Source organism: Geobacillus sp. WSUCF1 (genome assembly GCF_000422025.1).
In the GTDB taxonomy this organism is placed as follows: Bacteria; Bacillota; Bacilli; order Bacillales; family Anoxybacillaceae; genus Geobacillus; species Geobacillus zalihae.
In genome coordinates, this window is record NZ_ATCO01000035.1 from 1 (window position 1) to 13,251 (window position 13,251).

Sequence of the window (13,251 nt, forward strand, 5' to 3'; positions counted from 1 at the left end):
AAAAAAGGCGTCCACCGCATCCTTCTCCACCTTTGATTCGCCGTCATGCCATGCTTGCAAATAATAAAGACGGCCGCCTTCTGTGGCAAACAGCGACCGCCGCCGCGTCAGGTAAAGCGGGAGACAACGGGGGCCGCCATGCTGAAGAGACTGCCAAACGGCGGCGGCTTCTTGCTCGCTTTCAAGCGTCTTTAAAGCGAAAACGCCGCGGTTCGTGTATACTTTGACGGCTTTGCCTCGCTGCTCCATGCGCTCTGGACGAAGACCGTACTGGGCGAGCACAGCCTCATATCGGTCAGCCTGTGCGGCCATTTGTTACGCCCCCTTATCGGCAAAAGAAACGGAAAGCGTCCCTTTCATGAGAAAGGACGGCTTCCCGCCATGGCCGGAATATACAGCAGCTGCCCCTCGTGCACGTCATCTGGGCTTTCCAAATCATTGGCGCGCAAAAGCTGTGAGACGGTCACATCATACCGTTCGGCAATCTTGTCCAATGAATCTCCTTGCTGGACGATGCAAATTTTCAGTTTCGTAAACTCTTTCTCCTCGCTTTTCGCAAACAGTTTCGTCAAGTAAAGCGCATTTTCGCTTTTTGTTTTCGTTTCTTCTTCTTCTTCCTCAACCGCCTTTTTCGCCGCCCCGATCGATACCTTCGCCTCAGTTGGCGGCAGCAGCGAAGCGATGTCTTCCTCCGTCTGTGCGCTGACCGCCTTCGTTTCCGTCTCAAGCGGCAAAAACGGCTCTTTGGCCTCCTCTTCTTCAGCCCCCGTTTCTTCATGACGCAAGGCGGCTGGCTCCATGACGGAAACCGTCGTTTCGCCGGCGGCCAAAGCCGGCTGTTCAGCCGCCTCATCGGCGAGATCATCCGCCGAAGCAAACGCTTCCTCACCGGCCGCTTCCTTGCGGGCGATCGATTCAAACGGGGCAAACAGCGGCTCATCGTCCTCCTCATCGTCCGGCAAATCATCGCCAAGCGGCGCTTCACTGATGCCGCTGATCGAAATGTCGGCAGTGATCAGCAATCTTCCGTTTTCATCCAAATCATAATCAAACGATTCAACCGTCACGTACACATCCTCAAGGGAACGAATGCGGTTTTTTGGAATCGTAATATCGATTGGAAAGCGGTGCGACAGTTCGCTGATCCCGTCTTCGCGCACCGAAATGTGCTGAATGAACCGATAACCAGCCAGCTCAAACACGTCGTCATCCGCTTCAGCCTGCCCTTCGCCCGCTTGGCGGAATTCGCCGCTCAACTCAAGCGCGCCGCGGATCGTAATATATTGGTCGTACTCATCGACGGAAATGACCGGATCAAGAGAAATGGATAAAAACTCGGCGACTTCCTGTCCTCTTTTAAACCAGACCGATTCTTCCAATGAAAAACGCAAATACGATTGCTCCAACCGGGCCTCCTCCTTCCGTCCCTTCGGCAAATGGTTTCTATGACATTATCCATTGTATGAACGGAAACGAGGCGGTATGATAAAAAATTGGGCTGCCGACGGTCGGCAGCCCCTTTCCTTATCCGCGCAGACGGGCAAACACCCGCTCAGCAGCGGCAATCGTATATTCAATATCATCATCACTGTGCGCCGTCGACAAAAACAGCCCTTCAAATTGCGACGGCGGCAGGAAAATGCCTTCATTCGCCATTTCCCGATAATAGGCGGCAAACAGCTCCAAGTCGGACGTTTTCGCTGTCTCGTAGTTGACCACCGGCTCGTTCGTGAAGAAAAAGCCGATCATCGACCAGCGCGGTTGATCGTATGCGGGATGTCGTATTTCTCTGCTGCCTGATGAAGCCCATCCGCAAGGCGCGCCGCTTTGCGGCCAAGCTCTTCGTACGTTTCCGGCGTCAGCTGGCGGAGCGTCTCGTACCCGGCCGTCATGGCGAGCGGATTGCCGGAGAGCGTGCCGGCTTGGTACACCGGCCCGCTCGGCGCGACAAGCTCCATGATCTCGGCTTTGCCCCCGTACGCCCCGACCGGCAAGCCGCCGCCGATCACTTTGCCAAGGCACGTCAAATCCGGCTCAATGCCATAATACCCTTGGGCGCAGTGGTAATCGACGCGGAACCCGGTCATGACCTCGTCGAAAATCAATAAGGCTCCGTATTGTTTCGTCACCTCGCGCAGCCCTTCCAAAAAGCCAGGCACTGGCGGAACGACGCCCATATTGCCGGCGACCGGTTCGACGATCACCGCGGCGATGTCTTCGCCAAACCGCTCAAACGCATAGCGGACGCTGTCCAAATCGTTGTACGGCACCGTGATGGTATGCTGGGCGACCGATTCCGGCACGCCCGGGCTGTCCGGCAGGCCGAGCGTCGCCACGCCGGAGCCGGCTTTAATGAGCAGCGAATCGCCGTGGCCGTGGTAGCTGCCTTCGAATTTCATGATTTTGTTGCGCTTCGTGTAGCCGCGCGCTAAGCGGAGGGCGCTCATCGTCGCCTCCGTACCGGAGTTGACCATCCGCACGATTTCCACCGACGGCACCCGCTCAATCACGAGCTTGGCGAGCTCATTTTCAAGCAATGTCGGAGCGCCAAAGCTTGTGCCTTGTTCCGCCACGCGCTTCAACGCTTCCACGACCTGCGGGTTGGCATGCCCTAAAATGAGCGGACCCCATGACAGTACGTAATCAATGTACTCATTGCCGTCAATATCGTAAATTTTCGCTCCTTGGCCGCGCGCCATGAAAATCGGCGTCATCCCGACCGACTTGAAGGCGCGCACCGGGCTGTTCACCCCGCCCGGCATCAATTTCACCGCTTCTTCGTAAGCGGTTTTTGACCGTTCGTAGCTTCGCATGCTTCCGCCCTCCTCTCTATTCAGCCAGCCAGCGGGCGACATCTTTGGCAAAATACGTAATGATCAAATCCGCGCCCGCCCGTTTCATCCCTGTCAACATTTCCATGACGACCGGCTTCTCATCGATCCAGCCGTTTTGCGCCGCCGCTTTGACCATCGCATACTCGCCGCTCACGTTATAGGCGACAAGCGGAAGCGGAAAACGGTTTTTGACGTCGCGGATAATATCCATGTAGGCAAGCGCTGGCTTCACCATCAAGAAATCAGCGCCTTCTTTGACATCCGACTCCGCCTCGCGAAACGCCTCAAGGCGGTTGGCCGGATCCATTTGGTACGTCTTCCGGTCGCCAAACTGCGGCGCGCTGTCGGCGGCATCACGGAACGGGCCGTAAAATGCCGAAGCGTATTTGATTGCATACGACATGATCGGCACATACTCAAACCCTGCTTCATCAAGCCCACGGCGAATGGCGGCGACAAAGCCGTCCATCATGTTCGACGGCGCGATGATGTCGGCGCCGGCTTGCGCTTGGCTCACCGCCGTTTTGGTGAGGAGCTCGAGCGACGGGTCGTTCAGCACGCGCTCGTTTTCGACGACGCCGCAATGGCCGTGGCTCGTATATTCACATAAACACGTATCCGCAATGACGACTAGATCTTTGTGTTCAGCTTTGATTTGGCGGATCGCCCGCTGAACAATCCCTGTTTCGCAATACGCCTGCGAACCGACTTCATCTTTTTCATTCGGCACACCAAACACCATGACGGCGGGAATGCCAAGCTTGGCGATGTCGTCCACTTCCTCAGATAAACGGTCAAGCGATAAATGGTAAACCCCTGGCATCGACGGCACTTCCCGCTTAATGCCGCTTCCCTCGACCACAAACAGCGGATAAATGAGATCCTCGACGCGAAGATGCGTCTCACGCACCATCGCCCGAATCGCAGCCGTTTGCCGCAAACGGCGATGGCGGTCAAATGACAGTGCCATTCATCGTCCCTCCATGGAAAAATATTGTTCCATCGCTTTGATTATACCATCCGTGGTGTAATCCGTCGGACAAATATGGACCGGAATGCCCGCCCGCTCGGCCGCTTCTTTCGTCACCGGTCCGATGCAGGCGACCGCAACACCGGAAAGAAGGGCATCCACTTCTTTGTCGAGAAGGCGGACAAGGCTGTCAACCGCCGACGGGCTCATCAAGGTGACCGCATCAAGCTCCCGCCGGCGCAGCAGCGACAACAACCGCTCCCGGCCGTTTTCATCAGGCTCGGTCTCATACACCGTGAGCTCGTCGACCGCGGCGCCGGCGTTTCGCAACGCCTCAGGCAAGGTCGGGCGCGCCAAATTGCCTTTGACAAACAGCACCCGGTCGCCTTGTTTGACGCGCGGCATGAGCAAGTCAGCCAGCCGTTCAGCGGTGTAATCATCCGGCACAAGCGCCGGGGAAAGACCATGCTCGGCGAGCGCCGCCGCTGTTTTCCGGCCGACGACAGCCATCTCCGGCAGCGGCCGCGGCAACGAAACGTGCGGAAAAAAGAAGCGGACGGCGTTCGCGCTTGTGAAAACGAGCCAACGGTATTCGCCAAGCCGCTCAACCATAGAAGCGATTTCTTCCGGCGCCGCCGGTCGGATGGCAATGAGCGGGATCTCGACCGGCACGGCGCCGACAGCGCGCAGCTTGGCAGAAAACGATGCCGCCTGCTCTTTGCCGCGCGTCACAAGCACCGTTTTGCCGGCGAGCGCGCTGTGTGTCATGATTGGCTCAACTCCTGTTTCACCCGCTCGATGAGCGCTTTCGCCCCTTGTTCGATCAAGACAGCGGCCGCCTGCCGGCCGACGGCCTCCGGATCGGCGCCCGTTACCATTTCTTTATACTTTTCTTTTCCATCCGGTGAAGCGACAAGGGCCGTGAGGCGCACCATGCCACCGTCTGCTTCAGCGTAGCCGGCAATCGGCACTTGACAGCCGCCTTCCATTTGCTGCAAAAAGGTGCGCTCCGCCCGAACAGCCCGCTCGGTTTGCTCGTCGTTTAACCGGCTGAGCCATTGGCGCAATTCGTCATCATCCTCCCGGCATTCGACCGCCAGCGCCCCTTGGCCGACCGCCGGAACACAGACATCAAAAGGAAGATAGTCGCTGATGACGTCATCGCCCCAACCCATGCGCGCAAGACCCGCCGCCGCCAGCACGATCGCATCGTACTCTTCGCTTTCGAGCTTCGCCAACCTTGTGTCAATATTGCCGCGAATCCATTTGATCGTCAAATCCGGGCGATAGGCAAGCAACTGCGCCGAACGGCGCAAGCTGCTCGTGCCAATGACCGACCCAGGCGGCAAGTCGGAGAGCATCCGGTTTCCTTTGCTGACAAGCACATCGCGTGCATCTTCGCGGCGCGGAACCGCACCGATCACTAAACCTTCGGGCAGCACAGCCGGCATATCTTTCATGCTATGGACCGCCATATCGATGCCGCCGGCGAGCAATTCATGCTCAATCTCTTTCACAAACAACCCTTTGCCCCCGACTTTCGAGAGCGTAACATCAAGCACCCGATCTCCTTTCGTGACGATTTCTTTCACTTCAAACGTAAACGGCGCCCCAAGCTGTTTCAATTCGTTGATCACCCACTTCGTCTGGGTCAAGGCAAGCTTGCTGCGCCGCGAGCCAACGACAATGTTCCGCATCTCGTTCCACCTCGATTACGAATACCAGAAATGAAATTTTGACAAACTGCCAAACAAGAAAAAGTTGACAAGCAAAAATAAAAACGAACCGATATTCCATAGCGCGATCGCCTTCCCTTGCATCTGCCGGACGGCTCGCTTGTAAAAATAGACGCCATAGACGAGAAGAACGACAAACGACCCGAGCACTTTCGCATCATACCAATGGAAATGGTCGATTTGAATATACGCCCAAATCACGCCAAGAATGAGCCCTAATAACAACATAGGCAAGCCGAGCGCATTTAAAACATACGACAAAAAATCAAGCCGCGACAAATCCGCCATGCGCCAAAGGCGCGCCCCCCACTTTTTCTTTTTCAGCAAACTGTACTGCAACATGTAAAGCACCGAAAACAGAAACGACAGCGTAAACGCCGCATACGCTCCGAGCGAAAGGGTGATGTGGATGATCAGCAGCTCCGAGACGAGCCGCTCCGCAACAGCCGGCGACTGCGAAGACGGTGCAAACGTATGAATGGCCAAAATAAAAAAAGCAAGCACGTTCGTAAAAAAGACGATGAAATCGACGCGCAGCAGCCGATTGATGACGAGCGACAGCGTAATGAGCAGCCAAGCGTAAAAATAAAGCCCTTCCGACATCGTTAAAATCGGAAAGCGCTTCGTCTCCATGATGCGAGAAACAAACGTCACGGTCTGCAAAAGCCATACAATAGAAAGCAACCAGAAGGCGATGTCGTTCGCCTTCCGGTTTTGTTGCAAAAAATCGATGAAATAGAATAGGATCGAAGCGATGTAAAGCAAAATGGACAACTCATACAACAGCGCCACCATCCATCCCACCTTACAGCTGCCATGATGGGCGGGCGGCACGGACCGCTTCCGCGTCTTGTTCATCGCATTGCACGGATTTCGCCTGCTCTATATGCCGCTCGGCTTTCACCGCATCTTCGATATTGAAAATTTTCATAAACAGCAAAAGCGCCTCCTCGGCATTCGGGCCGGCGGCGAGTTCCTTCGCCTGCAAAATCGGATCGCGGAGCAGCTGGTTAATAATGCTTTTCGTATGCTTATTCAACACTTTCCAGTCGCGCTCCGACAAATGCGGCAGTTTCCGCTCCAAACTTTTCATCGTTTCTGCTTGAATGGCCAGCGCCTTTTCGCGCAATGCGGCAATGACTGGCACGACGTCGAGCGTCTGCAGCCATTGGCTGAACGCCATAAGTTCCGCTTCGATCATCGTTTCAATGCGAGCCGCTGCCTTTTGCCGTTCCGCCAAGTTGGCCGCCACCACATCTTGCAAATCGTCAATGTCGTACAAAAACACCGTTTCCAAATCAGCCAACGCCGGATCCAAATCGCGCGGCACCGCGATGTCAACCATAAAGAGCGGGCGGCCTTTGCGCATTTTCTCAAGCGGCGCCACCATTTCCTTCGTCAAAATATAGCCTTTGGCTCCCGTCGAGCTGATGACGATATCCGCTTCCAGCAAAGCGCATGACAATTCGCCGAGCGGCTTCGCTTCGCCGGCAAACTGCTTAGCAAGCTGTTTCGCTTTTTCAAGCGTCCGATTGACAACCGTCACCTTCCCGACGCCGCTGCCGTACAAGTTTTGCGCCGCCAGCGTCCCCATTTTGCCGGCCCCGATAATCAAGACGTGCTTGCCGGCAAGGCGGCCGAAAATTTTCTTCGCCAGCTCAACCGCCGCATAGCTGACCGATACAGCGTGCGCGCCGATGCCCGTTTCCGAGTGGGCGCGCTTCGCAAAGGTCACCGCCTGCTTGAACAGATGATTGAAAATCGTGCCGCTCGTCCCGATCTCTTGAGCGAGCAAATAGCTGTCTTTCACTTGCCCTAAAATTTGCGTTTCCCCAAGCACCATCGAATCAAGGCCGGCCGCCACGCGGAACAAATGCTTTATGGCCGCTTCTCCTTCAAGCACACGCAAATACGGAGCAATCGCTTCCACTTTGACGCCAAACCATTCGGCTAAAAATGCTTTCATATAGTAACGGCCGGTATGCAGTTGATCAACCACTGCATAAACTTCCGTCCGGTTGCACGTCGAGACGATCACATTTTCGAGCACGCTTTTTTGCTTGGCGAGCTGTTTCATCGCCGCACCGAGTTCCGCTTCCGCAAACGCGAGCTTTTCGCGGATTTCTACAGGGGCGGTTTTATAGTCGACGCCAACGACTACGATTTGCACGATGCCAACCCCCTTATTGACCGAATCCCTTTTATCATTATATCACAACCGTCCATCGTTCTGGTTTGAAAAAATTGTGAACATGCCTTCAAAGCTATGCTAAACTGTAGACAGTGATCATTCTATCATAAACATGTCCAAAAGGGAAACGGAGGACGCGACGATCATGAAAACCCGAACGGTATTCGCCGGCATCTTATTCATTGGCCTCGGACTGTATTTTCTCGCCGGACAGATGGAATCCCCCCTTTTCCATTTCTTCCAAGGGTGGCCGGCCTTGCTTGCCATTTGCGGCGCGGCTTTGCTTGGCCAGGCGCATTCAGCGCGCGAATATGCTTACCTTTTCCCCGGCTTTCTTTTACTCGGATTTGGCGTTGAGTTGCTCCTTGCGAGTGCATTTTCGGCCTGGCCCCGCGGCGTGAACATGTTTTTTTTTCCTCATCGCGCTCGCTTTTTTCGCCAGCAGCCGCAAACAAAAAGGCGGGGCCGGCTTTGGCGTGCTTTTCTTGCTTCTCGCTGTCGTGCTGACGTTTTCCGGGCGCGGCCAGCCATTCTTTCACCTCGTCCAAGCCGGACTTTCCTCTGTCTGGAAGTTTTGGCCGCTCGGACTCATCGCCATCGGCGTCTATATATTATGGACTAGGCGAAAATAGCCTTGGAAGTGAAAACACCAGCGGAATCGCTGGTGTTTTCGTCATGAGGCCACAAACGGCAAAAGCGCCGCCCATGCTTCGTCTTTCCCTTGTCCGGTCTCGGCGGAAAACAAAATGAGCGGGTCGCCGTCAGCCATCCGCAGCGTCTCGCGCGCGATTTTCGCGTGTTTTTGATGCTTGCCGCGCGGCACTTTATCCGCTTTCGTCGCGATGACGATCACCGGGATCTCGTAATGTTTCAAAAACTCGTACATCATCACATCGTCTTTCGTCGGCGGATGGCGCAAATCAACGAGCAGGACCGCCGCCTTCAGCACCTCGCGCGTCGTAAAGTACGTCTCCATCATTTTCCCCCATTTTTGCCGCTCCTGCTTCGACACGCGGGCGAACCCATAACCTGGCACGTCCACAAAGTAAAACGAGTCGTTAATCAAATAAAAATTCAACGTTTGCGTTTTACCTGGCTTTGAGGAGGTGCGCGCCAAGTTTTTCCGGTTGATCATTTTGTTGATGAATGATGATTTGCCGACGTTCGAACGGCCGGCGAGCGCCACCTCTGGCCGTCCGCCGTCCGGATATTGTTCCGGCTTGACGGCACTGGTCACAAGCTCTGCTTTCTTCACATTCATCGCTTCCACCCCACCAGCGCGTGCGGCAGCACCTCATCGAGATGGGAGACGAGCACAAAGCGCAAGTCGCGCTTCACCGTTTCCGGAATGTCAGCCAAATCTTTTTCATTGTCTTTCGGCAAAATGACGGTTTTCAATCCGGCACGATGGGCGCTTAACGTTTTCTCTTTTAAGCCGCCGATCGCAAGAACGCGGCCGCGCAGCGTAATTTCCCCGGTCATGCCGACAAAGCGGCTCACCGGCTTGCCCGTCAAAGCGGAAATGAGTGCGGTCGCAATCGTAATGCCGGCCGATGGCCCGTCTTTCGGCACCGCTCCTTCCGGAACGTGAATATGGATGTCGTACGTTTCGTGAAATTTCGGGTCGATGCCGAGCTCCTCGGCGCGCGACCGCACGTAGCTGAACGCCGCTTGCGCTGATTCTTTCATGACATCGCCGAGCTTGCCGGTCAAAACGAGTTTGCCGTTTCCTTTCGCGAGCGACACTTCGATGGCGAGCGTATCGCCGCCAAACGCCGTATACGCCAGCCCGGTCGCCACGCCGACTTGGTCTTCCGCCTCCGCTCGGCCGTAGCGGTATTTTCGCTTCCCTAAAAATTCCTCAAGATTGTTTTCTGTGATCACAACCCGCTTTTTCTCGCCGGAAACGATGAGGCGGGCCGCTTTTCGGCAGATAGCGGCGAGCTGCCGCTCAAGCTCCCGCACCCCGGCTTCGCGCGTATAATGGCGGATGATATCGAGCATCGCGTCATCGCGAATTTGCAACGCCGCCTTTTTCAGCCCGTGCTCGGTGATTTGTTTCGGCAGCAAATGCCGCTTGGCGATATGCAGCTTCTCCACTTCTGTGTAGCCTGGTATGTGGATCACTTCCATCCGGTCCAAGAGCGGCTGCGGAATCGCCGCCAAATGGTTGGCCGTGGCGATAAACATGACTTTCGATAGATCGTACGGCTCTTCAATGTAATGGTCGCTGAACGTATGATTTTGCTCCGGGTCAAGCACCTCCAGCATGGCCGCCGATGGATCGCCACGGAAATCGCTCGACATTTTGTCGATTTCATCAAGCAAGAAGACGGGGTTGATCGTGCCTGCTTTTTTCATCCCCTGGATAATGCGTCCCGGCATGGCGCCGACATACGTGCGGCGATGGCCGCGAATTTCCGATTCGTCGCGGACGCCGCCGAGCGAAACGCGGACGAAGCGGCGGCCGAGCGCTTTGGCGATCGAGCGGGCGAGCGACGTTTTGCCGACCCCCGGCGGTCCGGCGAGGCAAAGAATCGGACCTTTTAACGATTTCGTCAGCTGCTTGACAGATAAAAATTCAAGCACCCGTTCTTTCACTTTATCGAGCCCGTAATGCTCCTCGTTTAAAATCGCTTCCGCCCGCTTAATGTCGTGGATGTCTTCTGTTTCTTTCGACCACGGCAAGGCGATGAGCCAATCGAGGTAGTTGCGAATGACTGCGCTTTCCGCTGAGGTCGCCGGAATTTTTTCATAGCGGTCAAGCTCCTTCAATGCCGTTTGTTTCACATGCTCCGGCATGCCGGCCGCCTCGATTTTTTCTTTCAGCTCCTCGACTTCGCCCGTTTTTCCTTCTTTTTCGCCAAGCTCTTTTTGAATCGCCTTCATTTGCTCGCGCAAATAATACTCTTTTTGCGTCCGCTCCATCGACTGCTTGACGCGGGCGCTGATCTTTTTCTCAAGCTGGAGCACTTCTTTTTCGTTGTGCAAAATTTGGATGATTTTATTGAGGCGCTCTTTCACGTCGATCGTTTCTAAAATGCGCTGCTTTTCCTCAAGCTTAAGCGGCAAGTGCGAGGCGATGATGTCCGCCATTCGCCCCGGCTCATCGATGTCGACGATCGAGGCGTAAATGTCGACCGACAGCCGCTTGGACAAGTTTATGTACTGCTCGAAATATTCAAGCATCGTCCGCTTGAGCGCCTCATCTTCTAAATCTTTCGCCGCCCGATCAACAAACTTTTCGACTTTGACGAGAAAGTACGGCTCCTCGCTGATCACTTCCGTAATGAGCGCCCGAGCGACGCCTTCGACAAGCACGCGGAACGTGCCGTTCGGGAGTTTTAGAAGTTGCTTGACGCGCGCGATCGTTCCCATTTTATATAAGTCATCCATGTCCGGTTCGTCGATGGCAACGTCTTTTTGCGACGTCAGCAAAATCATATGATCCTCAACCATGGCTTGTTCGAGCGCTTTGACCGATTTCTCGCGCCCGACATCCAAATGGAGCACCATCGTCGGAAACACGAGCAGCCCACGCAGCGGCAAAAGCGGAACGACCGTCTCCTTTTTCTTTCCGTTCACGCCGAACACCTCCATCTCTCGCTTCTATTCGTTTATTGTATAGTACGGCAGCAGGGTTTGTAAAATTTGACGAACGAAAAAGCGCGCGGCGCTCCGTCTGCAGGCAAAGAAAAACCGACTTCAGCGACGATCCGCTTGCGCCGAAGCCGTACATAAAAGAGAGGCCGGGCGAACCGCCCGACTCGGTTGCGAGCGGACCGCCCGCTTTCGTTGCCAACCGTTCGCCTTGCCGCCGTTTCCTTTGGCTAGACGAGCTTTTTCTCCGAGCGGTCCATAGCCGCTGGCAGCAGCGCGGGGCCTCGGCGGAGCGCCTCTTCGCCGAACACATGGACGAGCACTTCCTCGAGGCGGCGGACGGCGATGATTTGAATGCCGCTGACTTCGCCTAGCAACGATTGCATATTCTCAATCGGGATGATGACTTTTTTCGCCCCGGCTTGTTTGGCCGCTTTGATTTTGGCGAACACGCCGCCGACCGGTTTCACGCAGCCACGGATGCTGATTTCTCCGGTCATCGCGACCGTATGATCGACTGGCAGCTGGTAGATGGCGGAATAAATGCCGACGGCAATCGCCACCCCGGCTGACGGGCCGTCAACCGGCACCCCGCCCGGAAAGTTGACATGAATGTCGTAGCGGTCCGCTGGCACGCCCATCGCCCGCAACACCGTAATGACGTTTTCCGCCGAGCCGCGCGCCATGCTTTTGCGCCGCACCGATTTTTCTGCACTGCCGATGCTTTCCTCCTCGACAATGCCGGTGACATTGATCGACCCTTTCCCTTTGGCCGGCAAAGCGGTCACCTCAATTTCCAACAGCGCGCCGGTGTTCGGGCCGTACACGGCAAGGCCATTGACGACGCCGACCGCCGGAGCGGAAGCGATTTTCTTCTCATAGCGCGGAGTCATTTGGCTCGATTGAATGACCCATTCAATATCTTTGTCCAAAATGTGTTCTCGGTTTTCCGTGATGGCTAGGCCAGCGGCAATTTGCATCATGTTGACCGCCTCCCGCCCGTTGCGCGCATAGGCGGCAAGGAGGCGAATGCCGCTTTCTGACACGTTCAAGCGGATTTTTTCCGCCGCCTTTTTCGCGATGAGGGCGATTTCATCTTGGTCCAATTCACGGAAAAATACTTCCAGGCAGCGAGAGCGAATGGCCGGAGGAATTTCGTTCGGCGTGCGCGTCGTCGCCCCGACAAGACGGAAATCAGCCGGCAGTCCATTTTGGAAAATATCGTGAATATGGCTTGGGATTTGCGGATTTTCTTTGCTGTAATAGGCGCTTTCAAAAAATACTTTCCGATCCTCAAGCACTTTCAACAACTTGTTCATTTGGATCGGATGAAGCTCGCCGATTTCGTCGATGAATAAAACGCCCCCGTGGGCGTTCGTCACCGCCCCTTGCTTCGGCTGAGGAATGCCGGCTTGCCCCATCGCCCCGGCCCCTTGGTAAATCGGGTCGTGCACCGAGCCGATGAGGGGGTCGGCGATGCCGCGCTCGTCAAAGCGCGCCGTCGTCGCGTCAAGCTCCACGAATACCGCATTTTTCTTAAACGGGGAGAGCGGATTTTTTTTTCGCTTCCTCAAGCACGAGCCGAGCAGCTGCCGTCTTGCCGACGCCGGGCGGCCCGTAAATGATGACATGTTGCGGGTTGGGGCCGCATAAAGCAGCTTTTAACGCCTTGATGCCGTCTTCCTGACCGACGATGTCGTCAAAACTTTTCGGCCGCACTTTTTCCGCCAGCGGCTCGGTGAGCGAAATCGAACGCAGCTTGCGGAGCTGTTCCATCTCTTTGCGCGACTCTTTATCAATCGAAACTTTTTGCACACGCTGCCCTCTTAGCAAATTCCAAAAATAAAGGCCGATGATGACCCCGAAAAACAGCTGGATGACCAGTACGATGTTCGTCCAATCCATGCCCCGATATCCTCC

9 protein-coding genes and 3 pseudogenes are annotated in these 13,251 nt (G+C 55.4%); 1 reads left to right on the plus strand and 11 read right to left on the minus strand.

The features are described from left to right. The 8 genes and pseudogenes from I656_RS11670 to hemA form a co-directional block, all read right to left on the minus strand. Positions 1–312: pseudogene (locus tag I656_RS11670) on the minus strand (spore coat protein YsxE); the annotation flags it as partial. A gap of 44 nt (positions 313–356) precedes the next feature. Beyond that, on the minus strand, positions 357–1,406 hold the full coding sequence (gene spoVID, locus I656_RS11665; protein ID WP_033004976.1) for a stage VI sporulation protein D: 1,050 nt from the start codon (positions 1,404–1,406) through the stop codon (positions 357–359). A gap of 118 nt (positions 1,407–1,524) precedes the next feature. Further along, a pseudogene (hemL, locus tag I656_RS0114930) lies at positions 1,525–2,813 on the minus strand (glutamate-1-semialdehyde 2,1-aminomutase). A gap of 16 nt (positions 2,814–2,829) precedes the next feature. Beyond that, entirely contained in the window at positions 2,830–3,804 is a 975-nt protein-coding gene (gene hemB, locus I656_RS11660) for a porphobilinogen synthase (RefSeq protein ID WP_013144588.1), read from the minus strand. Beyond that, positions 3,805–4,572 (minus strand): uroporphyrinogen-III synthase, encoded by a 768-nt coding sequence (locus tag I656_RS11655; RefSeq protein WP_020754244.1) that lies wholly within the window; start codon positions 4,570–4,572, stop codon positions 3,805–3,807. Continuing rightward, complete coding sequence (gene hemC, locus I656_RS11650) at positions 4,569–5,501, minus strand: hydroxymethylbilane synthase (protein WP_020754245.1); 933 nt, start codon at positions 5,499–5,501, stop codon at positions 4,569–4,571. Before hemC ends, I656_RS11655 begins: the two co-directional genes overlap by 4 nt. A gap of 15 nt (positions 5,502–5,516) precedes the next feature. Further along, positions 5,517–6,335 (minus strand): cytochrome c biogenesis protein, encoded by an 819-nt coding sequence (gene ccsA, locus I656_RS11645; protein WP_013144585.1) that lies wholly within the window; start codon positions 6,333–6,335, stop codon positions 5,517–5,519. 10 nt (positions 6,336–6,345) lie between these two features. Next, the gene (hemA, locus tag I656_RS11640; protein ID WP_020754247.1) at positions 6,346–7,710 is read right to left on the minus strand and encodes a glutamyl-tRNA reductase; all 1,365 of its coding nucleotides are present in this window, start codon (positions 7,708–7,710) and stop codon (positions 6,346–6,348) included. A gap of 497 nt (positions 7,711–8,207) precedes the next feature. Between hemA and I656_RS18985 the strand changes: the two genes are divergently transcribed. Beyond that, positions 8,208–8,363 carry a hypothetical protein gene (locus I656_RS18985; RefSeq protein ID WP_235048598.1) on the plus strand — a complete coding sequence of 52 codons (156 nt, stop codon included), beginning with the start codon at positions 8,208–8,210 and terminating at the stop codon, positions 8,361–8,363. A 41-nt stretch (positions 8,364–8,404) separates the two neighbouring features. On the opposite strand, the gene yihA is transcribed toward I656_RS18985, so the two are convergent. The 3 genes and pseudogenes from yihA to lonB all read right to left on the minus strand — a co-directional run bounded on the left by yihA (position 8,405) and on the right by lonB (position 13,236). Continuing rightward, the gene (gene yihA / locus I656_RS11635) at positions 8,405–8,992 is read right to left on the minus strand and encodes a ribosome biogenesis GTP-binding protein YihA/YsxC (protein WP_014196452.1); all 588 of its coding nucleotides are present in this window, start codon (positions 8,990–8,992) and stop codon (positions 8,405–8,407) included. Further along, positions 8,989–11,331, minus strand: a complete 2,343-nt coding sequence (gene lon, locus I656_RS11630; RefSeq protein WP_020754250.1) for an endopeptidase La — start codon at positions 11,329–11,331, stop codon at positions 8,989–8,991. The genes yihA and lon overlap by 4 nt, the downstream gene beginning before the upstream one ends. 230 nt (positions 11,332–11,561) lie before the next feature. Then, positions 11,562–13,236, minus strand: a pseudogene (gene lonB / locus I656_RS19685) (ATP-dependent protease LonB). Between the last annotated feature and the right edge of the window lie 15 nt (positions 13,237–13,251).